This is a genomic window from Amycolatopsis sp. NPDC043889 (genome assembly GCF_056435645.1).
The window spans coordinates 1-20,665 of sequence record NZ_JBWKEC010000021.1 but is presented as its reverse complement, the minus strand read 5'-3'; the positions used below and the strand labels follow the sequence as shown (position 1 = coordinate 20,665).

At 68.1% G+C, this 20,665-nt stretch carries 22 protein-coding genes; 3 read left to right on the top strand and 19 right to left on the bottom strand.

From position 1 onward, the window contains the following. Positions 1-2 precede the first annotated feature (2 nt). The 8 genes from AC0685_RS30150 to AC0685_RS30115 all read right to left on the bottom strand — a co-directional run bounded on the left by AC0685_RS30150 (position 3) and on the right by AC0685_RS30115 (position 7,733). Complete coding sequence (locus AC0685_RS30150; RefSeq protein WP_478228599.1) at positions 3-362, bottom strand: hypothetical protein; 360 nt, start codon at positions 360-362, stop codon at positions 3-5. A 9-nt stretch (positions 363-371) separates the two neighbouring features. Continuing rightward, positions 372-2,147: a 3-hydroxyacyl-CoA dehydrogenase family protein gene (locus AC0685_RS30145; protein WP_478228598.1), complete on the bottom strand. Its 1,776-nt coding sequence runs from the start codon at positions 2,145-2,147 to the stop codon at positions 372-374. A gap of 207 nt (positions 2,148-2,354) precedes the next feature. Further along, entirely contained in the window at positions 2,355-3,029 is a 675-nt protein-coding gene (dhaM, locus tag AC0685_RS30140; protein ID WP_478228597.1) for a dihydroxyacetone kinase phosphoryl donor subunit DhaM, read from the bottom strand. Beyond that, the gene (gene dhaL / locus AC0685_RS30135) at positions 3,026-3,649 is read right to left on the bottom strand and encodes a dihydroxyacetone kinase subunit DhaL (RefSeq protein WP_478228596.1); all 624 of its coding nucleotides are present in this window, start codon (positions 3,647-3,649) and stop codon (positions 3,026-3,028) included. The genes dhaM and dhaL overlap by 4 nt, the downstream gene beginning before the upstream one ends. Continuing rightward, positions 3,649-4,650, bottom strand: coding sequence for a dihydroxyacetone kinase subunit DhaK (gene dhaK, locus AC0685_RS30130; protein WP_478228595.1), 1,002 nt, complete (start codon positions 4,648-4,650; stop codon positions 3,649-3,651). Before dhaK ends, dhaL begins: the two co-directional genes overlap by 1 nt. A 68-nt stretch (positions 4,651-4,718) precedes the next feature. Further along, positions 4,719-5,720: a DUF3558 domain-containing protein gene (locus tag AC0685_RS30125; protein ID WP_478228594.1), complete on the bottom strand. Its 1,002-nt coding sequence runs from the start codon at positions 5,718-5,720 to the stop codon at positions 4,719-4,721. Positions 5,721-5,767: 47 nt separating this feature from the next. Next, positions 5,768-6,025, bottom strand: a complete 258-nt coding sequence (locus AC0685_RS30120; protein WP_478228593.1) for a hypothetical protein — start codon at positions 6,023-6,025, stop codon at positions 5,768-5,770. Between the two features lie 10 nt (positions 6,026-6,035). Then, positions 6,036-7,733: a sodium:solute symporter family protein gene (locus AC0685_RS30115; protein WP_478228682.1), complete on the bottom strand. Its 1,698-nt coding sequence runs from the start codon at positions 7,731-7,733 to the stop codon at positions 6,036-6,038. A gap of 206 nt (positions 7,734-7,939) precedes the next feature. On the opposite strand from AC0685_RS30115, the gene AC0685_RS30110 reads away from it, so the two are divergent. Continuing rightward, positions 7,940-8,632 (top strand): hypothetical protein, encoded by a 693-nt coding sequence (locus tag AC0685_RS30110; RefSeq protein ID WP_478228592.1) that lies wholly within the window; start codon positions 7,940-7,942, stop codon positions 8,630-8,632. Between the two features lie 68 nt (positions 8,633-8,700). Here the strand turns inward: AC0685_RS30110 and AC0685_RS30105 are convergent, their stop codons facing one another. The 3 genes from AC0685_RS30105 to nucS form a co-directional block, all read right to left on the bottom strand. After that, positions 8,701-9,477, bottom strand: coding sequence for a hypothetical protein (locus tag AC0685_RS30105; protein WP_478228591.1), 777 nt, complete (start codon positions 9,475-9,477; stop codon positions 8,701-8,703). Positions 9,478-9,521: 44 nt separating this feature from the next. Further along, on the bottom strand, positions 9,522-10,484 hold the full coding sequence (locus AC0685_RS30100) for a patatin-like phospholipase family protein (protein ID WP_478228590.1): 963 nt from the start codon (positions 10,482-10,484) through the stop codon (positions 9,522-9,524). 318 nt (positions 10,485-10,802) lie between these two features. Beyond that, the gene (gene nucS / locus AC0685_RS30095) at positions 10,803-11,462 is read right to left on the bottom strand and encodes an endonuclease NucS (protein ID WP_340683735.1); all 660 of its coding nucleotides are present in this window, start codon (positions 11,460-11,462) and stop codon (positions 10,803-10,805) included. Positions 11,463-11,499: 37 nt separating this feature from the next. Between nucS and AC0685_RS30090 the strand changes: the two genes are divergently transcribed. Next, positions 11,500-12,039, top strand: coding sequence for an NUDIX domain-containing protein (locus AC0685_RS30090; protein ID WP_478228589.1), 540 nt, complete (start codon positions 11,500-11,502; stop codon positions 12,037-12,039). 82 nt (positions 12,040-12,121) lie between these two features. Here AC0685_RS30090 and AC0685_RS30085 read toward each other — a convergent pair whose 3' ends face one another. Both AC0685_RS30085 and AC0685_RS30080 read right to left on the bottom strand, forming a co-directional pair. Further along, the gene (locus tag AC0685_RS30085) at positions 12,122-12,895 is read right to left on the bottom strand and encodes an enoyl-CoA hydratase-related protein (RefSeq protein WP_478228588.1); all 774 of its coding nucleotides are present in this window, start codon (positions 12,893-12,895) and stop codon (positions 12,122-12,124) included. Next, positions 12,868-13,854, bottom strand: a complete 987-nt coding sequence (locus AC0685_RS30080) for a GlxA family transcriptional regulator (RefSeq protein ID WP_478228587.1) — start codon at positions 13,852-13,854, stop codon at positions 12,868-12,870. Before AC0685_RS30080 ends, AC0685_RS30085 begins: the two co-directional genes overlap by 28 nt. Positions 13,855-13,925: 71 nt before the next feature. On the opposite strand from AC0685_RS30080, the gene AC0685_RS30075 reads away from it, so the two are divergent. Then, positions 13,926-14,486 carry a cysteine hydrolase family protein gene (locus AC0685_RS30075; RefSeq protein WP_478228586.1) on the top strand — a complete coding sequence of 187 codons (561 nt, stop codon included), beginning with the start codon at positions 13,926-13,928 and terminating at the stop codon, positions 14,484-14,486. 100 nt (positions 14,487-14,586) lie between these two features. On the opposite strand, the gene ehuA is transcribed toward AC0685_RS30075, so the two are convergent. The 6 genes from ehuA to AC0685_RS30045 form a co-directional block, all read right to left on the bottom strand. After that, on the bottom strand, positions 14,587-15,351 hold the full coding sequence (gene ehuA, locus AC0685_RS30070; protein ID WP_340688750.1) for an ectoine/hydroxyectoine ABC transporter ATP-binding protein EhuA: 765 nt from the start codon (positions 15,349-15,351) through the stop codon (positions 14,587-14,589). 7 nt (positions 15,352-15,358) lie between these two features. After that, positions 15,359-16,015, bottom strand: a complete 657-nt coding sequence (ehuD, locus tag AC0685_RS30065) for an ectoine/hydroxyectoine ABC transporter permease subunit EhuD (RefSeq protein WP_478228585.1) — start codon at positions 16,013-16,015, stop codon at positions 15,359-15,361. Beyond that, on the bottom strand, positions 16,015-16,710 hold the full coding sequence (gene ehuC, locus AC0685_RS30060) for an ectoine/hydroxyectoine ABC transporter permease subunit EhuC (RefSeq protein WP_478228584.1): 696 nt from the start codon (positions 16,708-16,710) through the stop codon (positions 16,015-16,017). The genes ehuD and ehuC overlap by 1 nt, the downstream gene beginning before the upstream one ends. A gap of 13 nt (positions 16,711-16,723) precedes the next feature. Beyond that, positions 16,724-17,617: an ectoine/hydroxyectoine ABC transporter substrate-binding protein EhuB gene (ehuB, locus tag AC0685_RS30055; RefSeq protein WP_478228583.1), complete on the bottom strand. Its 894-nt coding sequence runs from the start codon at positions 17,615-17,617 to the stop codon at positions 16,724-16,726. Between the two features lie 118 nt (positions 17,618-17,735). Next, the gene (locus AC0685_RS30050) at positions 17,736-19,757 is read right to left on the bottom strand and encodes a protein meaA (protein WP_478228582.1); all 2,022 of its coding nucleotides are present in this window, start codon (positions 19,755-19,757) and stop codon (positions 17,736-17,738) included. Positions 19,758-19,871: 114 nt separating this feature from the next. Then, on the bottom strand, positions 19,872-20,438 hold the full coding sequence (locus AC0685_RS30045; RefSeq protein ID WP_478228581.1) for a YdbT family protein: 567 nt from the start codon (positions 20,436-20,438) through the stop codon (positions 19,872-19,874). Positions 20,439-20,665: the final 227 nt, after the last annotated feature.

Genomic DNA, 20,665 nt, shown 5'->3' with positions numbered 1-20,665 from the left:
GCTTAGAGGTCCGGGAGCGGATCTTCAGGTTTTGCCTGCATGATCTCGGCATCGGCGGCGTGCACGACGGAGATGTACTCGTCGTCGATCTCGTAGTCGACGCCGTTGAACTTGAACCACGGGACGGTCGACGTGTCGACCGGTCCGATCCGGTGATTCCGCAGTGTCGTCGCGACCACCCGTTTCGGGGTCTTCCGGCTCAGGTACCCGGTGGTGAGGACCGTGATCGTCTTGCGGGTCACCGCGAAGAACACGCTGGGATTGGTACTGCCGAAGATGTCGGCCGGGAACACGTAGTGGATCTCGTCGTCCGGATCGAGGAGCTCCTTGATCCGCTTCCTGACCCCCGAGGAAACCGGCATGTCACCAAGTTACCGGGCCGAGTAGTCCTTGAACCCCTTTCCGGTCTTCCGGCCGAGCCGTCCGGCGGTCACGAGGTGTTCCAGCAGCGGCGCGGGCGCGAAGCCCTCTTCGCGGAACTCGTTGAACAGAGTCCGCTGGATCGCCAGGGAGACGTCCAGCCCGACGACGTCGAGCAGTTCGAACGGGCCCATCGGCAGGCCGCAACCCACCTTCATCGCGGTGTCGATGTCGTCGGCTTCCGCGTAGTGCGCCTCGAGCATCTTCACCGCGTCGTTCAGGTACGGGAACAGCAGCGCGTTGACGATGAACCCGGCCCGGTCGCCGCAGTGCACGGGGTGCTTGCCCACGGCCGCGCAGACGGCGTCGACCGTCGCGATCACGTCGGGCGCGGTGGCGATGGTCGAGACGACCTCGACGAGTTTCATCACCGGCGCCGGATTGAAGAAGTGCACGCCGACCACGTCCGAAGGCCGCGAGGTGGCGGCCGCGCATTCGATGACCGGCAGGGACGACGTGGTCGTCGCCAGGACCGCGCCCGGCTTCACGACGTCGTCGAGCGCGGCGAAGACCGCCTGCTTGACGGCCAGGTCTTCGGCCACCGCCTCGACCACGAGGTCGACGTCGGCCAGTTCCTCGAACTCCACCGCCGGCGAGATCCGGCCCAGCGCGGCGGCGGCGTCCTCCTCGGACAACTTGCCCTTGACGACGGCCTTGTCCAGCGACTTCTTCACCCGCGCGACCGACGCCGCGGCCTTCTCCGCGCTCCGCGCCCGCAGGATGACCTCGTAACCGCGTTTCGCGAACACCTCGACGATGCCCGTCGCCATGGTCCCGGTCCCTACGACGCCGACCTTGCGCACCTCACGAGGCGCCACGCTGTCCACTGTGGACTTCGTGACCGCGTCGGTCACCGTCGGCGAATCGGGCTCGTCGTAGGTGTAGAAACCCCGGCCGGTCTTCCGGCCGAGCAGTCCGGCGGTGATCATCTGCTTCAGCAGCGGCGCCGGCGCGTGCAGCCGGTTGCGCGACTGGTGGTACATCGTGTCGAGGATCTCGTACGCGGTGTCCAGCCCGATGAGGTCGAGCAAAGCCAAGGGCCCCATGGGATACCCGCAGCCGAACCGCATCGCCGCGTCGAGATCCTCGCGCGTGGCGTAGCGCTGCTCGTACATCCGCACGGCGTGGTTGAGGTACCCGAAGAGCAGGGCGTTGGCGATGAACCCGGCGCGGTCGCCGATCACCACCGGGGTCTTGCCGAGGCGTTCGGCGAACGCGACGACGTCGGTGACCACCTCGGGTTCGGTGACGACGGTGCGGACGATCTCGACCAGCTTGAGGATCGGCGCCGGGTTGAAGAAGTGCATCCCGACGACCTTGCCCGGCCGCGCGGTGTGCACGCCGATCTCGGTGATCGACAAGGAGGAGGTGTTCGAGACGAAGATCGTGTCCGGGCCGGTGATCTTGTCCAGCTGGGCGAACACGTCGGATTTCGCTTCGAGGTTCTCCGGGATCGCCTCGATCACCAGGTCCACATCGGACAGTTCGGTCAGCGACGTGGTGTATCGGATCCGGTCCAGCAGCGCGCTCCGGCCGTCGGCGTCGAGTTTGCCGCCGGTCACCGCCCGTTCGGTCGAATGCTCCAGATGGCCCCGGCCACGCTGAACGCCGTCGTCGTCGATCTCCACCGCGACGACGGACACGTCGCTCCGCGCGAGCACCTCGGCGATCCCGGCACCCATGGTGCCGAGACCGATGACTCCCACACTCGAGATTTCCCGCGCCACAACCGGCCTCCGGAGGTTACTCGCTGGTAGTTTCTCCGATCGTGCCATGCCAGGGCGCGGAAAGCAGCGGCTGTCACCCTCCGAATCGAGTAAGTGTCACTCGCGGACGAAGGCCGAGGCGGACATTTTGCGGCCCCACATGCCGTGAAGGCCTCCTTCCCTACCCTCAGAGTAGGCAAGGAGGCCTTCACGGCATGAGACGTCAGCTCACTCGCCGAAGTTCTGGTCCACGAGATCTTTGACCTTGGCGAGCGCTTCCTCGGCCTGCGCCCCCTTCGCCCGGACCTCGATCCGGTCACCCTGACGAGCGCCGAGCGCCATCAGCGCGAGCACGCTGTTGGCGTCCGCGGTCTCGTCGCCGAGCCGCACGGTGACCTGCGCGTCCAGCCCCGCGATACTGCGGACCAGGACCGCGGCGGGCCGCGCGTGCAGTCCGACGTCGTTCCGCAGCGTGAGTTCGACACTGCTCTCGCCGTCCTGCGTACCTTCGTCGAACGTCAGGTCCGGTGGCGCGCCCGCCGCCGCGGCCGCTTCGGCGACGGCCTTGCGGTCCGCCCCGCCCTGCGCCGCGACGGCGGCGGCGATCGCGCCTTCGACCAGCGGCGCGTCCACGACGACCGCGGCCGACGGATCGGCGAGCGATTCGACGGCCAGTTCCGCGGTCATCTGCGCGCTGCCCAGGTCGTACAGCAGGACGACGCCCGATCCCGACTCGGCGCGCTGTGTCGCGGCGACGACCTCGTCGTAACCCGTGCCGATCCCGCCGTCGGCCAGGCCGCCCGCCGCCGCGATGGTGACGTCCGGCGCCATCTGCGCGGCGAGTTCCGCGAGCCCTTCGGCGAGTTTGGCGCTGTGGGAGACGAGCACGATTCCGACGCTCACTTGGCGGCCTCCGCGAACGCGCGCAGCAGTAGCGCCGTCGAACGGGCACCGGGATCCATATGCCCGACCGCCCGCTCGCCGAGGTACGAGGCCCTGCCCTTGCGCGGCACGAGCTCCACAGTGGACTCGGCGCCCTTGTCCGCGGCGTCCGCCGCCGCGGACAGGATCTCCGCGATGCCGGATCCGGAGGCTTCCTCGGCGGCGGAGACGGCGGGGATCAGGGCGTCGACCATGGTCGCGTCTCCCCCGACGGCCTTGCCTCGCGCCTGCACCCCTTCGAGTGCCGCGCGCAGGACCTCGACGAGCAGCGGACCGTCCACTTCGGCCGCGTCGCCCAGCTTGACCGACGCGCGCAGGAAAGCCGTGCCGTACAACGGTCCAGCCGCGCCGCCGACCTTCGAGATCAGCGTCGTGGCGGCGAGCTTCGCGACCGCGGCGGGGGTTTCGGGGACGGCGGTGTCCAAAGCGGACACGATGGCGGTGAACCCCCGGTCCATGTTCTCGCCGTGGTCGGCGTCGCCGATCGCGCGGTCGAGTTCGATCAGCTCGACCCGATGCTCGGCGATCACCACGGCCGCCGCCCGCAAGGCGGCGGCGAGCGTCTCGGCGGTGCAGGCCATCAGACTCCCCACCTCAGGGCCGGGGTGTTCACCGGCGCGTCCCACAACTCGGTCAGCTCGTCGTCCAGTTTCAGCAACGTCAGGCTCATCCCCTGCATCTCGAGGCTGGTGATGTACGGCCCCACCAGCCGCCGTTCGACCACGATCCCACGCTCGGCCAGCAGCCGCTCGGCGATCCCGTGGGCCAGGTACAGCTCGACCAGCGGGGTCCCGCCCATCGAGTTCGTGAACAGCAGGACCTTGTCGCCCTCGGCGAAGGGCAGATCCGTGACCACCGCTTCGACCATGCGCGCGACGAGTTCGTCGGCCGTCATCACGGCGGTCCGTTCGATACCGGGTTCGCCGTGGATGCCGATGCCGAACTCGATTTCGTCGTCGGCGAGGTCGAAACTCGGCTCGCCCGCGTGCGGCACGGTCGGCGCGGTGAGCGCGACCCCGATCGACCGGACCTGGCCGATCACCTTGCGCGCCAAGGCCTCCACCGCGTCGAGCGAGTCGCCTCGTTCGGCGGCGGCACCGGTGATCTTCTCCAGCAGTACCGTGCCGCCGACCCCGCGACGGCCGGCGGTGTAGGTGGAGTCCTTGACCGCGACGTCGTCGTCGATCACCACGCTGCGCACGTCCAGCCCTTCGGCGGCGGCGAGTTCCGCGGCGGTCTCGAAGTTGAGCACATCGCCGGTGTAGTTCTTCACGATCAGCAACGCGCCCGCGTCCCCGGTGGTGGCCTTGACCGCGGCCTCCACGGCGTCCGGCGTCGGCGAGGTGAACACCGCGCCCGGGACGGCGGCCGCGAGCATGCCCTGCCCGACGAAGCCACCGTGCAGCGGTTCGTGCCCGGAGCCGCCGCCGGAGATCACCGCGACCTTGCCCGCCACGGGCGCGTCCACCCGCACCACGAGCGCCGGGTCGTCCTCCACGCGCAGGACGTCCGCGTGCGCCGCGGCGAGGCCGCGCAGGGATTCCGCGACCACCGTCTTCGGGTCGTTGATGATCTTCTTCAAGGGTGGCCTCCGGCCGTCGGCGGGTGGGGTGTCCCCTTCCTACCTCGCCCGGCCGGATGCCGCCAGCGTCAGGGCTTCGGCAGCTTGGAGATCACCGATTTGGCGACCTTGGCCGCCTTGCCGCACGACGCCGCTTCGTCCTTCTTCTCGTCGTAGTTCTTGTAGTTGACGCTGACGATTTCGACCTCGTCGTCCGCCCACGGTTTGTGCTGCCACTCGAGCTTGCACTCGGCGTCGCTGCCGCTGCCGACCTTCTGGTACACGGCGACGCCGTCGATGTCGATCTTCTTGTTCCCGTCGCGTTCCGCCGGCGGCAGGGCGCGGCGGAAGCCGATCGAGATCCGCGGATTGGAGCCCGGTGTCCAGTCACAGAAGTGGAAGGAGTTCAGCGTGGCGGCGCCGTGCGGCACCACCTCGTTGAGGACGGCGGTGTCGGCGGCGGTGCACGGATCGACACCGGTGAGCGTGCCCGCGACGGCCGGGTACTTCGCCGGTGACGCGTGCAGGCTCTTCACGGCCTTCGCGGCCACCGCACGGCCTGTCGCGCACGGGTCGCCGCCGTCGTAGGTGACCGAGAAGTTGATCCCGCGCTCGGGCTTGCGCAGGGTCATGATGCCGACGTCGCAGGTCTTTCCGTCCTTGTCCTTGCGCTCGATCTGCGGCAGCCCGTCGACCGCCGAAACGGTGACGCCGTTGATCGAGGAGTAGATCGACGCGCCGATCTCGACCCTGACCGTGAGTGCCTTGCCGCCGGCGTCCACGGCCTTCGCCCGGCAGGTGCCGAACGAGCTGAGGTTCGCCGTCGGGTCCTCCGGCGTGCCGAGGCCGCCCATGACTTCCTTGCTCACCAGCCCGCACGGGTCGATCGTGCGCAGCACCGCGGGGGTGACCGCCGGATCGTTGATGTCCCCGTCGGGCACCGAGCCGTTACCGGAGCCGGGTTCGGCGGCGACGGTGGTGCGGGCGAAGTTGGACTTGCCGAGGTTCTGACCGCAGGCCGACACCGCGCCGAGCGCGGCCACCATGGCCAGCACGGACGCGATCCGGCGACGTCGAGCGTTGAACAGCACGAAGTGCACGGTAGCCGGAGCCCCTCGCCGGTGTCCGGACAACCCGGCTATTCCCCGTCCTCGGTGCTGGGCGGCACCACGATGGGCCGCAGCTTCGCCCACAGCACGAACAGCGCCGCGAACACCAGCATGCCGATGCCCGCCCACAGGTTGATGTTGACGTCGGCGGCCTTGGTCAGCTCCTCGTCGGTGGTGAACCAAAGCCCCATGATCGTGAGCACCAGCCCGTAGCCGCCGATGAGCAGCGCGATGATCAGCCGGATGTCGAAGACGCCGGCCTTCTTGGGAGCTTGCGACGCAGCCATCTCCGGCCTCCTAGAAGATGATGTTGAGCACGATGGTCAGGATCAGCACGATGCCCGCGAGCAGTCCCGGCTTGCGGTACCAGCCCGCGTCGTCGCCGGTCTCGTCGTGCTTCAGCGACTCCTTCGGGGTGAGGGAGTAGACGAGGCCGACCAGCTGGGCCTCCGGCTTCGGCGCGGTGGCGAGCGAGACCCCGACGCTGACCGCGATGTCGACGACGAACGCGGTACCGGCGGCCACGAAGCTGATGCCCTGCCCGGTGAGCCCGAGGACTCCGGCCTGCGACAGCAGCCACACGGTGATCGCGGAGGCGGTACCGGACACCAGGCCCACCCAGCCCGCCGTCGGCGTCATCCGCTTCCAGAACATGCCGAGGATGAAGGTGGCGAACAGCGGCGCGTTGAAGAAGGAGAACAGATCCTGCAGATAGGTCAGGATGTTCCCGGAGTTCGACGCGATGAACGCGGTGCCGATCGCGAGCACGGTGCCGATGGCGGTGACCAGGCGGCCGAGCCGGAGGTAGTAGCCGTCCGACTCGTTCTTCTTCACGTACGACTGCCAGATGTCGTAGGTGAACACGGTGTTGAACGAGCTCAGGTTCGCGGCCATCCCGGCCATGAACGAGGCGAGCAGACCGGCGAGCGCGACCCCGAGCATGCCGTTGGGCAGCAGGTCGCGCATCAGCAGCAGGATGGCGTTGTTCGCGGTCACGCCGCTCGGCGCGTCGCCGCCGTCGAGCAGGACCTGCTTGTCCTGGACGTACTCGGAAACGGTGACCGCGGCGATCATGCCGGGGATGATCACGATGAACGGGATCAGCATCTTCGGGAAGGCGCCGATGATCGGCGTCCGCCGCGCGGCCGACATGCTCTTCGACGCCATCGCGCGCTGGACCTCGACGAAGTTCGTGGTCCAGTAACCGAAGGACAGCACGAAACCGAGACCGAAGACGAGACCGAGGACCGACAGGAAGCTGTTGCCGAAGCCGGTGAGGTTGTCACCCGGCCACGAGTGCAGCTGCGCTTCGCCGCCGGGGCTCGCGGTGACCTTGTCGACAAGGCCCTGCCACCCGCCGACCTTCACCAGGCCGACGATGGTCAGCGGCAGCAGCGCCGCGACGATCACGAAGAACTGCAGCACCTCGTTGTAGATCGCGGCGGAGAGGCCGCCGAGCGCGGTGTAGGAGAGCACGACCGCGGCCGCGACGATGATCGACACCCACAGCGGCCAGCCGAGCAGGAGGTTCACCACGCTGGCGAGCAGGAACAGGTTCGCGCCCGCGATGAGGATCTGCGCGCTCGCGAAGCTGATGCCGTTGACCAGGTGGGCGGGTTTGCCGAACCGGCGGAGCATGAACTCCGGGACACTGCGGACCTTCGAACCGTAGTAGAACGGCATCATCACGATGCCGAGGAACAGCATCGCCGGGATCGCGCCGATCCAGAAGTAGTGGACCGTCGGCAGGCCGTAGAGCACGCCGTTGGCCGACATGCCCATGATCTCGACCGCGCCGAGGTTCGCCGAGATGAAGGCGAGACCGGTGACCCAGGCGGGCAGCGAGCGGCCGGAGAGGAAGAAGTCGAGGCTGCTCGAGACCGACCTTCGCGCCATGTACCCGATGCCGAGCACCAGTGCGAAATAGAAGGCGAGCAGGACGTAGTCGATCGGACTTGCGTCGAGCCGCAGGTTCGCATCGGCCAGCACGTGCAACCGACCCACCTCCATAGTGAAAATGTCCACGAGAAACGCCGGTATCGCGTCAATCGCGGACCATACTGCATGGATTCAGGAGCGGCAGTACGGGTGGGCGGCGACCGCCCTGACGTGTCTGTTTCGGGACAGTTCCTGACAATTCCTGTCCGCTTATCGGCAGAACTGCCGTCCCGGCGCCGCGGCGAGTCCGGTTGGCTGCCTCGATGGACTGGACCCTTGTCGAGCGCGCGTCCTGGATCGCGGGCATCGTCAGCGCCTTGCTGGCGGTCATCGCGGCCTGGCTGGCATACCGGGCCACCAAGGGGACGACCCGCGATCTCGCGCTGCTCATCTCCGCGGCCACGGACAAACCCGAGGTGCTGGAGCGAGTGGAAGCCGCCGCACGGGAGCGGGTCGAGACCATCAGGCAGCGGGTGCGCGCCGTACTGGCCACGACAACCTCGGCAGCGGGGTTTCTCGCCGCCGCCGGCGTGATCGCGCTCGTGCTGGCATCCTTGCCGGATCACGTGCGGACCACGGTCGCGGGTGGCGACGCACCCCGGACGGTGCAGGAGTGCCCGAACGCGGGCGAAGCGACGTTATGCGCACCGATGCACATCTACGAACTGGCTCCCGGTGGGAAGGTCGAGACCCGGTTCGCGGGAGTCCACCGGCCGTCGAAACGAGGTACCGGCATGCTGTCCGTCGAACTGCCCGATTGTGAGGCGGAGGTGCGGTGGCACGTCTCGGTCGGCGGCGCGGTGGCCGCCGAGGCCGTCTCCCGCGACAGCCTGGTGCGCGTCGAGTTCCCCGTGGCGAGCGACCAGGGGTACACGTTCACGGCGGAACGTCCCGCCGGCTCGGGCTGTCCCGGAACCGAGGTGCGAGTGCGGACCGGGATCACCTTCGACCGTTAGGACGCAGCACGAAAAGGGCCGCTCCGGGCTTCCGCCGGGAACGGCCCTTTCCCGTGACCGGTGGGGGTTTACCGGTCCGTGGGCAGGCTTACTTCGCCGTCCTCCTCGATCAACCGGGCGAGGACGTCGTCCGGCAGGTACGTGCGGTGCGGGTAGCCCGAGCCCCACGAGTTGAGGAACGGCACGGCGCCGAGTTCGTCGGCACGCGGGTTGCCCAGGACCTCGTGCACCTCGTCGACCGTCTTCGCCCAGCGATAGGCCTGGATGCCGTTCTTGACGTCGGGCGTGTAGGCGGCCCGCTTGACGTGGTCGTCGTCCGTGTAGGTCTCGGACCACGGGACGTGGCCCAGTTCGAGCAGGACCTCGGCCGCCGCGCGGACGGACGTGCCGTTGTTGTCGCCGGGGTTGGTCTCGCCCCATTCGTCACGGAGCTTCGACTGGTCCCACAGCCACCGCGCGGCGTACAGGTCGCCGTTGAACATCGTCATGCAGCGCGACCAGCCAAAGCCGACGCAGGCGCCTTCCTTGCCCTGGTCGTAGAAGGCGTACTGGGTGTCACCGTCGGTCGATTCACCGGGTTCGAGGCAGACGCAGTGCCCGCCGCGGATCCTCGTGAGCGATTTCGCTCCGCCTTTCGCGACGAAGAACTCGCCGGACTTCTCGTCCTTCTCCGGTACGTCGAATTCCTTGTACCAGTTGACACCGATGACGACCGGCGACCGGGTGGGCCGGTCCTCGGTGGCCAGCGCGGTCAGCGGATAGCGCTCGACGTGGCGCCAGTCGTCCGGGACGAACCGGCCGAGGCGGCCGTCCGCCGGGTCGCTGCCGATCGGGCGATAACGCATGGGATCCTCCTATCCCTCATCCCACCGGAATACCGCCGGCGAGTTCACTGCGGCACAATCTTTTCCAGAAACCGCCGCGCGGCCTCCCGCCCGCTTTCGAAGAGGCGCTTCTTCTCCTCTTCGCCGAGCCCGAAGTCGACGGCGGAAACCCCGGTCGTGTCGACGTACACCGTCCGCCGGTTCACACCTTCCTCGTGCAACCGGTAACGATTCCAGTCCGACAGCAGGGTTTCGAGCGAACCGATGGCGATCCGCAACGCGCTCTTCACCGGTTTGTCGTTGCCGCCCGCGGGTTCCCCGGACAGCTTCACGCCCCAGGTCGGCCACCTCGGCTTCTTCGCGTCGGTCCGGTCGAAGACGGTGATCGGGAAGTTCGACAGCAGGCCGCCGTCGACCCACGTGACGGTCCCCTCGGGGTGGACGTCGAACTGCACCGGCCGGAAATAGAGCGGGATCGACATCGACGCGCGGACGGCGTCGACGATTTTCTCCGCACCGGGATCGCGGCCGTACTGGGAATAGTCCCAAGGCAACCGGACGAGCACGCGACGGGTCAGGTCACTGACGTGGACGACGAGGGAATACCGTTGGTACGGAAGCAAAGTACCCTCGGGATCCTCGATGGCGAGATCGGCGAAGGTGCGCACTCCGACCTCTTCCAGCAACGGCGTGAGCCATTCGGTGAGATACTCACCGGAGTGCATCCCGTCGTGCAGGAGCAGATCGACGCCGTCACCGATCGGGCCGGTGACCTTGTCGAGCAGGGACTGATCCTGAAAACGGCGGCAGTCCAAGTCGTTCATCACCGCTTCCAGACCACCGAGATCCTTGCCCGCCTTCTGATACGCGGCGACCAGTGTCGCGACGATCGCGCCCGCGCTCGTCCCGGCGATCCGGGGAAACGAATAACCGGCTTCGTGCAACTCCAGCACCGCGCCCAGCAGCCCGATACCTTTGACGCCGCCGCCTTCCAGCACGAGATCGACGTTCTTCCGAGAATCAGCCATGGCACATCACCCCTGCACCCGCGACCGCCGCATGTCGGCGATAACCCTCGCGGAAATCGAGTGTGACACAGCGCGAGACCGGGCAATCCGGCGTTCACCCGAATGGCACAGAAATAGCTGGTTCTTTTGCAGGAGAACGCGAGTTCGTTAATTTCTCGCCGCCCTTTTGGGCATTCTGTGTCGCGAGAAAGAATGCAGATACGAATCCGAGGACTCGATTCGATATCGGCTGTTCGCCGCGAGGAGCCGACGCGAGTAGTCCCCTGGATGCGGTGGTTGCGCGTTCAACTACCGCCTCCAGAGGACTACTCGCGAAACTCAGAAGAGGCGGAACTCGTCCGATTCGATGCCGCGCAACGCGTCGTAGTCCAGCGTGAGGCACCGGATCCCCCGGTCCTCGGCCAGCACCCGCGCCTGCGGCTTGATGATCTGCGCCGCGAAGACGCCCTGCACCGGCGCCAGCAGCGGGTCGCGGTTGAGCAGTTCCAGGTACCGCGTCAGCTGCTCGACGCCGTCGATCTCGCCACGCCGCTTGATCTCGACGGCGACACTGGCCCCGTCGGCGTCGCGGGCCATGATGTCGACCGGCCCGATCGCGGTCGGGAACTCCCGCCGCACCAGGGTGTAGCCCTCACCGAGGGTCTTGATGTGCTCGGCGAGCAGTTCCTGAAGGTGCGCCTCGACACCGTCCTTCTGCAGTCCCGGTTCCGCGCCGAGTTCCTGGGGGTGGTCGTGGAAGATCTCGTCGATCGTGATGACGAGCTTCTCCCCCTGCTTGTTCTCGACGATCCACAGCTTGCCGTCCTCGATCAGCCAGCACGGCGGGCTCATCCAGTTCAGCGGCTTGTAGGCGCGGTCGTCCGAATGCACGGACACCGAGCCGTCGGCCTTCACGAGCAGCAGCCGGGTGGCCATCGGCAGATGGGCGGTCAGACGGCCGGCGTAGTCGACCTGGCAGCGAGCGATCACAAGGCGCACCCCGCGAGGGTAGGACAAGCACGGCGATACTGTGCGCATGGACCCCGTTCAGCGTGTCAGCTCCCGCGAGGTGTACCGGAACAACTGGATGACCCTGCGCGAGGACGCCATCCGGCGGCTCGACGGTTCCGAGGGGATCTACGCCGTCGTCGACAAACCCACCTGTGCCGTGGTGATCCCGTTCGACGGTGCCCGGTTTCACCTGGTCGAACAGTTCCGCTACCCGGTCGGGATGCGGCGCTGGGAGTTCCCGATGGGCACCGCGCCCGAGCTGGCCGACGTCCCGCCGCTCGAACTCGCCGCCCGCGAACTGCGGGAGGAGACCGGGCTGATCGCGGGCTCGATGGCCGACCTCGGCAAGACCGACGTCGCGCCCGGGTTTTCGAGCCAGCGCGGGCACGTGTTCCTCGCCACCGATCTCACGCAGGGTGAAGCCCAGCGCGAGGTCGAGGAGCAGGACATGCGGACGGCGTGGTTCGAGCGCGGGGAGTTCGAGAAGATGATCGCTTCGGGCGACATCACCGACTCACAGACGCTGGCCGCCTACACACTTCTGCTCATGCGCGAGCGACTCTGACCCCCACCCGCGCGTGCCATGAAGGGGCCTTTCATAGCAAATTTTGCTATGAAAGCGTCCTTCATGGCACGCCCAGCGTGGCTCAGTCGGGCCACACCGGGGAACGCTTCTCCAGGAAGGCCGCCATCCCCTCACGTGCACCGGGCAGCTGCGAAGCCGAAGCCATCACCTCCAGCGCCAGCGCGTAGGCGTCGGCCTCGGGCCGGTCCAGCTGCGCGTAGAGGGTCTGCTTGCCCATCGCCTTGCTGGCCCGGCTCCCCCGCGTCGCACGTCCGAGCAGCGAAGCGACGGCCTCGTCCAGCGAGTCGTCCGGCACGACGCGGTTCACCAGGCCCCAGTCCAGTGCGGTCGCGGCGTCGACGACGTCGCCGGTGAGTGCCAGCTCCATCAGGCGTTTCCGCCCGATCGCGCGCGCCACCGGCACCGCGGGCGTGTGACAGAACCAGCCGCCCTTGCCACCGGGAAGGGCGAACCCGGCGGACTCCGCGGCGACGGCGAGGTCGCACGAGGCAACCAGCTGGCAGCCCGCGGCGGTCGCGAGCCCGTGCACCCGCGCGACGACGACCTGCGGGACGGACCGCATCGTGCCCATCAGATCCGTGCACAGCCGCAGCAGCTCGCGCACGCCCATCAGGTCGCGCGCGGCGACGTCGCCGAAGTCGTGTCCCGCCGAGAACACCGGCCCGGCGCCCGCCAGGACGATCCCGGTGGCGTCGGTGTCCCCGGCCTCGCGGAACGCCGCGACGAGCTCGGCGAGGTGGTCCGCCGACAGCGAGTTCCGCCGCGCGGCGCGGTTCATGGTGATCGTGACGGTGTCGCCGTCCCGCTTCACGAGGATGTGCTCGTACTCGGCCATGCTTCGACGGTAACCGACCGGAACGTCCGGCGATACGAATCGGGCCCGACACCGACGTCGGCACGGAGCCTTCGCCGCAGGTTGGCGGCGGTGCCGAGGCCGGAACGCTGCGCGACCCGCTCGACCGGGAGCTCGGTGGTCTCCAGCAGCCGCCGCGCGAGCCGCACCCGCTGCGCGCGCAGCCACCGCCCCGGTGTCACGCCGGTGGCCGCCGCGAACTCGCGATGGAAGGTCCGCTCGCTCAGCCCGGCGTGACCGACGAGGTCGTCGACGCCGATGTCGTCGGCGATCCGCTCCAGCGCCCAGTCCATTGTGGACGACACGCTCGGCCTCGACGGCTTGGGCGGCAACGGGTTGTCGACGTACTGCCGCTGGCCACCTTCCCTCGCGGGCGGCATCACCAGCCGCCGGGCGAGGGCGGCGGCGACCTCGGCGCCGTGCTCGCGGCGCACCAGATGCAGGCAGAGATCCAGCCCGCCGACCACCCCGGCGGAGGTCAGGACGTCGCCCTCGTCGGTGAACAGGACGTCCCGCTGGACGACGGCGTCGCGAGCGGCGGCTTCGAGATCGTCCAGCAGCCGCCAGTGCGTGGTGACGGAGCGGCCGTCGAGCAACCCGGCCGCGGCCAGCGTGAAGGCCCCGGAGCACAGCGACGCCACGGTGATCCCCGCCCGGTGCGCCTTGCGCAGCGCGGCGACGGCGGCCGCGGGCACCCCGGCGTGCGGGTCAACCCGGCCGGGCACGAGGACGAGATCACAGCCCGCCAGCCCGCTCAGCCCATGGGTGGCCTCGATCCGGCCGAACGGATGGACGGCGATCGAGCCGCGGCCGGACGCGCAGAGCCGGACCTCGAAGGGACCGATACCGCTGTCGGTCCGGTCCACGCCCCAGACCTCGCCGATCACACCCAGATCGAAAGACCGGCTGCCCGGCAGGAGGAGCACACCCACGGTTCGCATGGCAGGAAAGTACCGCATCGCGCTTCGTCTGCCACTCCCCGACGACGGCGGAACGCGTGAAACTCGACGCCATGACCACTGAAAACAAGGCCCTGCTCGTGATCGACGTCCAGCGCGGCTTCGACAAGCCCGTCTGGGGCCCGCGCAACAACCCCGGCGCGGAAGCCAACATCAAGGCGCTCGTCGACGCCTACCAGGAGCGCGGGCTGCCGATCGTGCTGGTGCACCACGACTCCGTGAAACCCGGCTCGTCGCTCCAGCCGGGACAGGAGGGCAACCACTTCAAGCCCGAACTCGACGGCGTGCGCGCGGACCTGGTGTTCGGCAAGAAGGTCAACTCGGCCTTCCACGGCGACGTCGATCTCGACGGCTGGCTGAAGACGCGCGGCATCACGTCGTTCGTGCTCGCCGGTATCCAGACGAACTTCTGCTGCGAGACCACCGCGCGCGTCGGCGGGAACCTCGGCTACGACGTGACTTTCGCGCTCGACGCCACCTTCACCTTCGACCTCGCCGGGCCGGACGGCAGCGTCCTGACCGCGGACGAGCTCTCCAAGGCGACCGCGACGAACCTGCACGGGGGCGGGTTCGCCACGGTCACCTCGACGAAGGAGATCCTCGGGAGGCTTTGAGACTGCCGGGCCGGACTGGGTCAAGTTGGTCGTGAGTGGCGATTCGTGTTCTAACCCGAATCGCCACTCACGACCAGTTGTACCGACGCGGTCGTGAGCCTCACGCCCGGTCGATGACCGCCTTGAGGAACCGCCGCGTCCGGTCGTGCTCCGGGTCGTTGAACAGCTTGTCCGGCGTGGCGTCCTCCAGCACCTGCCCCTGGTCGAACATCATCACCCGGTCCGAGACGTCCCGCGCGAACTGCATTTCGTGCGTGACACAGAGGATCGTGATGTCGGTGGACGTCGCGATCTCGCGCAGCACGCGCAGGACGTCGGCGACCAGTTCCGGGTCGAGCGCCGACGTCACCTCGTCCAGCAGCAGCACGTCCGGCCGCATCGCGAGCGCGCGGGCGATCGCGACGCGCTGCTGCTGGCCACCGGAAAGCCGGGTGGGGTGCGCGTCCTTCTTGTCCGTGAGCCCCACCATTTCCAGCAGTTCGGCGGCCCGCGCCTCGGCCTCGTCCCTGGCGACGCCGAGCGAATGGATCGGCGCCTCGGTGATGTTGCGCAGCACGTTCATGTTGGGGAACAGGTTGAACTGCTGGAACACCATGCCGATCCGCTTGCGCGCCTCCCGCAGGTACTTCTCGTCCGCGGGTACCAGTTTCTCGCCGCGCTTCATATGGCTCAGATAGTCGCCGCAGACCTCGATGGTGCCGCCGTCGACCTTCTCCAGTGTCATCAGCAGCCGCAGGATCGTCGTCTTCCCGGACCCGCTCGGCCCGATCAGCGAGACGAACTCCCCTGGCGCGACGGTGAAATCGAGGTCGCGCAGCACGACGTGGTCTCCGTAGGACTTGACCACCTGCGAGAACCGGATCATCGGGGAATCAACTGTGGGCGGCACGTCGCTCCAACCTTCTCACCAGAATCGAAGCCGGCAGGCTCACCAGCAGGAACAGCACCCCGGCCAGGGTGTACGGCTCGACGACGCGGAACGTGTCGGCGCCGACCTCCTTCGCCCTCGCCAGGACGTCGACGACGCCGATCGCCAGCAGCAACGGCGTTTCCTTGAACATCGAGATCGTGTAGTTGCCGAGCGCGGGCAGCACCCGTGGCACCGCCTGCGGCAGGACGACCGCGGTCCACACCCGCGACCTCGGGAGGTTCAGCGCGGTCGCGGCCTCCCACTGTCCTTTCGGGACAGCCTCGATCCCGGCACGGTAGACCTCGGCCGCATACGTCGCGTAATGCACGCCGAGCGCGATGACACCGGTGGTGAACGGGGACAACGTCATCCCGCCCACCGGCTGGATCACGTAGTAGAGCACGAACACCTGGATCAGCAAGGGCGTGCTGCGGACGAACTCGATGAACAGCAGAACCGCCTGGGACAACACGGGAATCCCCGTCCGGCGGATCAGCGCGAACACCAGGCCGAGCGCGTACGCGACCACCGAGGCCAGCAGGGTGATCTCGACGGTGACGAGAAGCCCTTCCAGCAGAAGGGGAACCGATTTCGCGGCGGATTCCCAGCTCCAATCCATCACACACCTCCCGCGGTGGCCGTCATCTTGGCCGGGGCCCGGCCGAGACGCCGCGCGGCGAGCCGTTCCAGCAGCCGCATCCCGCTCGTGATCAGCAACGCGAGCAGGAGGTAGAGCACGAGTTCGGTGCCGTAGATCCAGCCGATCTCGGCACTGAACACCGGCCGCAGCAGTTCACCTTGGCGGGCCATCTCCGGGACCCCGATGAACGACAGCAGTGCGGTGCTCTTCAGCAACTGGATGAAGAGATTGTTGAACGGTGGCAGCATTTCCGCGAACGCCTGCGGCAGGATCACCCGCCGCATCCGCTGGGCCGGGCTCAGGTTGAGCGCGACGGCGCCCTCGAACTGCGCGCGCGGGACCGAATTCACCGCGCCGCGGACGATCTCCGCGCCGTAGGCCCCGTGGTTGAGCCCCAGCACCAGGATCCCGGCGAACATCGGCACCAGCTGGAGGCCGACCAGCACCGGAAGCACGAAGTAGAGCCAGAACAGCTGGACGACTTCCGAGGTGCCGCGGAAGATCTCGACGTAGACCCGGGAAATCCCCCGCACCGGCCGGGACGGGGATCTCAGCGCCAGCCCGGCGGCCAGCGAGAGCACCACGGTGAGCGCGATCCCGCCGAGCGCCGCGGTGACGGTCGCGGTCAGTCCACTGAGGACGGACGTGATGATATGCGATACCGACGAGGACATGTGGTTCGCCCCGTCACACCGCGCAGAGTGTCTCGGTGGTGACACCGGGCTTCGGCAGGTTGTCCGCCGAGAACCCGAACGGTGTCACGATCCTGGTCCATTCGCCGCTGTCCTGCAGCTTCTTGAGTTCGATGTTGAACGCCTCACGCAACGGGTCGTCGTCCTTGCGGAAGACGAAGGCGCCGGCGGACACGACCGGTTTGCCGTCCTTGATCGGGTCGAAGCCTGGCGTGACTTCGGCGGCCGCGCCGGGGCTCTTCGCCAGGACGTCCTTGAGGGAGATGTCGGTGAGCGCGGCGCAGTAGACCCGGCCGTCGGTGACCGCGCGGAGCATGTTGTCCTGCGAATCGAGGGTGACGATCTGGTCCTCGGCGACGCCGGAGTCGGTGGCGTACCCCTTCTCCACGGCCGCCGAGAGCACGGCGACCTTGACCTTCTTGGCCGCGATGTCCTCGAACTTCAGCACCTGCTGTGGGTTCCCCTTGGGTACCAGCAAAGCGGTCAGCGCCGAGTAGTCGGGGATCGAGAAGGCCGCCGCGTCGCAGCGTTCCTTCTTGATGTTCATGCCCGCCGCGACGACGTCGTACTTCCTGGCGTTGAGCGCGGGGATCAGCTGGTCGAAGGAGACCGCTTCGGCGTCCACGTTGTCGATGCCCATGGCCTTGAAGACGGCGCGGGCGACCTCGGGTGCCTCACCGGTGACCCTGCCGCCCTGGTCCGTGAAACCGTACGGCGCTTCGTTCGCGATACCGATCCTGATCTTCTTCGCGTCCTTGGCCGCCTGCAACGCGTCCCCGGAAGACGTGGACGTGCACGCGGACAGCAGCACCGGACCACCGATCGTCACCGCGCCCAGAACCGCTGACCGCCGGAAGAACTCCCGCCTCGACCACTCGCCGTGCACCATCGCGGCACCTCTTTTCGATTAATCGGTTTTAATCGAAACGTAGGTGGGTACCTTGGCGCGGGCAGTGTGAGCGGGTGACGAACCACCTGCCGTTACGGTACCGAGATTTACGGTGACCTTATGTGCTCAGACCGTGGCGCTCCCGCACCAATCCGACAATTCCGTTCATGATGTCGGTGAGTTCGTAGTCCTTCGGCGTGAACACTTTCGCGATCCCCCGCTCCAGCAGGAGCTTCTCGTCGTCCGGCGGGATGATGCCGCCGACGATGACCGGGATGTCGCCCGCGCCCGCGGCCCGCAAACCGTCCACGACCTGCGGCACGACCTCGAGATGCGAACCAGAGAGCACCGAAAGCCCGACGACGTGCACGCCCTCCTGGACGGCGGCCGCGACGATCTGCTCCGGGGTGAGCCGGATGCCCTGGTACACCACCTCGAAACCGACGTCGCGCGCCCGCACGGCCACCTGCTCGGCGCCGTTCGAGTGCCCGTCTAGGCCGGGTTTGCCGACCAGGATCCGCAGCCGCTCGCCGATCTCGGTGTTCGTCGCCTTGACCCGCTCACGGACCCGGCGGATCTCCTCGTTGCCCTCACCCGCGGCCGCCGACGCGGAAACCCCGGTGGGAGCGCGGTATTCGCCGAACACCTCGCGCAGCGCGCCCGACCATTCGCCGGTGGTCACCCCGGCGCGGGCACAGTCGATCGTGGCCTCGAACAGGTTCTCCGACGTCTTCGCGATGGCCTTCAGCTTCTCCAGCGCCGACTCGGCGGCCGCGTTGTCGCGCTGCGTCCGCCATTCCTCGATCGCGGTGACGGCCTGCTTTTCGACGGCGGGGTCGATCGTTTCGATCGCCTTGGCCCCTTCGGCCTGCAGCGGCGAAGGCTCGGTGGTCTCGAACTTGTTGACCCCGACCAGGATCCGCTCGCCGTTCTCCATACCGCGCCGGTACTCCGCGAGCGAGGCGACGAGCTGGGACTTCATGTAGCCGCTCTCGACGGCCGCGACGGCGCCGCCGAGATCCTGCACGCGCGCGATCTCCTCGCGCGCGCCGGCCATGATCTCGTCGACCTTGGCCTGGATGACGTGCGAGCCGTCGAAGATGTCCTCGTACTCGAGCAGGTCGGTCTCGAACGCGAGCACCTGCTGCATCCGCAGCGCCCACTGCTGATCCCACGGCCGGGGCAGGCCGAGCGCCTCGTTCCACGCGGGCAGCTGGATCGCGCGCGCCCTGGCGCCGCGGGAAAGCGAGACCGCGAGCATCTCCAGCACGATGCGCTGGACGTTGTTCTCGGGCTGCGCCTCGGTCAGGCCCAGCGAGTTGACCTGCACGCCGTAGCGCAGCCGTCGCGCCTTGGGATCCGTGACGCCGTAACGATCCCGGGTGATCTCGTCCCAGAGCGCGGTGAACGCGCGCATCTTCGACATCTCTTCGACGAACCGCACACCGGCGTTGACGAAGAACGAGATCCGCGCGACCACCTTGGCCATGTCGGCCTGCTCGACCTGCCCGGAGTCGCGGACCGCGTCGAGGACGGCGATGGCGGTGCACAACGCGTACGCGACCTCTTGCGTCGGCGTCGCGCCGGCCTCCTGCAGGTGATAGCTGCAGATGTTGATCGGGTTCCACTTCGGCACGTGGTGCACGGTCCACGCGATCATGTCGGTGATCAGGCGGAGACTCGGGCCCGGCGGGAAGATGTAGGTACCTCGGGAGAGGTATTCCTTGATGATGTCGTTCTGCGTGGTGCCGGTGAGCTTGGCCAGCACCTCGTCCACGTCACGGCCCTCGGCTTCGGCCTGCTCGCGCGCGACGGAGACGTAGAGCGCCAGCAGCCACATGGCGGGCGCGTTGATCGTCATCGAGGTGTTGGCCTCGGCGAGCGGGATGCCGTCGAAGAGGCGCCGCATGTCGTCGATATGCGAAACCGGGACGCCGACCTTGCCGACCTCGCCCTTGGACAGCTGGTGATCCGGGTCGTAGCCGGTCTGCGTCGGCAGATCGAAGGCGACCGAGAGGCCGGTCTGCCCCTTCGCGAGGTTACGGCGGTACAGCTCGTTGGACGCGGCCGCGGACGAGTGGCCCGCGTAGGTCCGCATCACCCAGGGGCGGTCCCGTTCACGGTCCGTGGGATAGGGCACGGTGCACCTCCGGCGCTGGACGACCGCCCGAGTGTACCGGCCGGTAACATCAGCCGCACGGTTGTATAGCACACAGTCGAGTCATTCTCGGTGGCTGAATCGGACACAGTCGGGTCATTCTCCGGCCATCGATCCCTGGCGCTGTCGTGCCTCGTCGACGGCTTTCGCGAGCTTCTCGCGCACTTTCGCCACGTCGCTGACACCCACGAGGATGACCGGCGGCTCGCGGTCCTTCCCGGTACCCGCGCCGAAGTTCGCCGACGCCCACGCCAGCACGCCGAGCCTGCCGAAGGTGATCGTCCCGGTCTTGCCCGGCCCGGGCGTGACGACGGGATCCGCCAGTCCGGCCAGCGCCGCGGACTCCTCCTTGCGGCGGACGAGCGAACTGGTCGCGATGACCCTGCCGTCCGTGACGGCGTACGTCGTCGAAGCAAGCCTGAGGTAGCGGATCAGGGGCCTGCCGGCGAGATGGAAGACGCCCGCGGCGGTGAGCACGACCCACCCGGCCATGTGGAACGCCGTGTCGTGGTTGGCGGCGAAGAACGCCGTGACGCCACCGAGCCAGAGCAGTCCGACGGGGACGTTGAACCGGTCACCGGGATTGAAGAGGGGCCTGCGCACCGGCTGCCCGGCCCAGATGACCCGTTCGCCCGGAAGGAGGTCGATCTGCCCCTCATGCATGCCACGGCACACTACCCGTCCGGGGGACGGGCGGCAGTGTCCGTTCGTCGGTGAAATTCCGGGCCGAACGGACCTATCCGAGTCGTCGGCGCGGGTGGGTCGTGGGGGGGGGGTTTGGGTTTTCCCCCCACCCCCCCCCCCCACCCCCCCCCCCCCCCCCCCCCCCCTCCCCCAATCCCTTGGAGGCCTCCCCCCTCCCCCCCCAAGCGGGGAAGGAGGCCGCCCCG

Excerpts from the sequence above, each read along its gene's own strand:
- AC0685_RS30150 (WP_478228599.1), bottom strand. The coding sequence starts at position 362 with ATGCCGGTTTCCTCGGGGGTCAGGAAGCGGATCAAGGAGCTCCTCGAT.
- dhaL (WP_478228596.1), bottom strand. The coding sequence starts at position 3,649 with ATGGCCTGCACCGCCGAGACGCTCGCCGCCGCCTTGCGGGCGGCGGCC.
- AC0685_RS30120 (WP_478228593.1), bottom strand. The coding sequence starts at position 6,025 with ATGGCTGCGTCGCAAGCTCCCAAGAAGGCCGGCGTCTTCGACATCCGG.
- AC0685_RS30110 (WP_478228592.1), top strand. The coding sequence starts at position 7,940 with ATGGACTGGACCCTTGTCGAGCGCGCGTCCTGGATCGCGGGCATCGTC.
- AC0685_RS30105 (WP_478228591.1), bottom strand. The coding sequence starts at position 9,477 with ATGCGTTATCGCCCGATCGGCAGCGACCCGGCGGACGGCCGCCTCGGC.
- AC0685_RS30100 (WP_478228590.1), bottom strand. The coding sequence starts at position 10,484 with ATGGCTGATTCTCGGAAGAACGTCGATCTCGTGCTGGAAGGCGGCGGC.
- AC0685_RS30090 (WP_478228589.1), top strand. The coding sequence starts at position 11,500 with ATGGACCCCGTTCAGCGTGTCAGCTCCCGCGAGGTGTACCGGAACAAC.
- AC0685_RS30085 (WP_478228588.1), bottom strand. The coding sequence starts at position 12,895 with ATGGCCGAGTACGAGCACATCCTCGTGAAGCGGGACGGCGACACCGTC.
- AC0685_RS30080 (WP_478228587.1), bottom strand. The coding sequence starts at position 13,854 with ATGCGAACCGTGGGTGTGCTCCTCCTGCCGGGCAGCCGGTCTTTCGAT.
- AC0685_RS30075 (WP_478228586.1), top strand. The coding sequence starts at position 13,926 with ATGACCACTGAAAACAAGGCCCTGCTCGTGATCGACGTCCAGCGCGGC.
- ehuA (WP_340688750.1), bottom strand. The coding sequence starts at position 15,351 with ATGATCCGGTTCTCGCAGGTGGTCAAGTCCTACGGAGACCACGTCGTG.
- ehuD (WP_478228585.1), bottom strand. The coding sequence starts at position 16,015 with ATGGATTGGAGCTGGGAATCCGCCGCGAAATCGGTTCCCCTTCTGCTG.
- ehuC (WP_478228584.1), bottom strand. The coding sequence starts at position 16,710 with ATGTCCTCGTCGGTATCGCATATCATCACGTCCGTCCTCAGTGGACTG.
- ehuB (WP_478228583.1), bottom strand. The coding sequence starts at position 17,617 with ATGGTGCACGGCGAGTGGTCGAGGCGGGAGTTCTTCCGGCGGTCAGCG.
- AC0685_RS30045 (WP_478228581.1), bottom strand. The coding sequence starts at position 20,438 with ATGCATGAGGGGCAGATCGACCTCCTTCCGGGCGAACGGGTCATCTGG.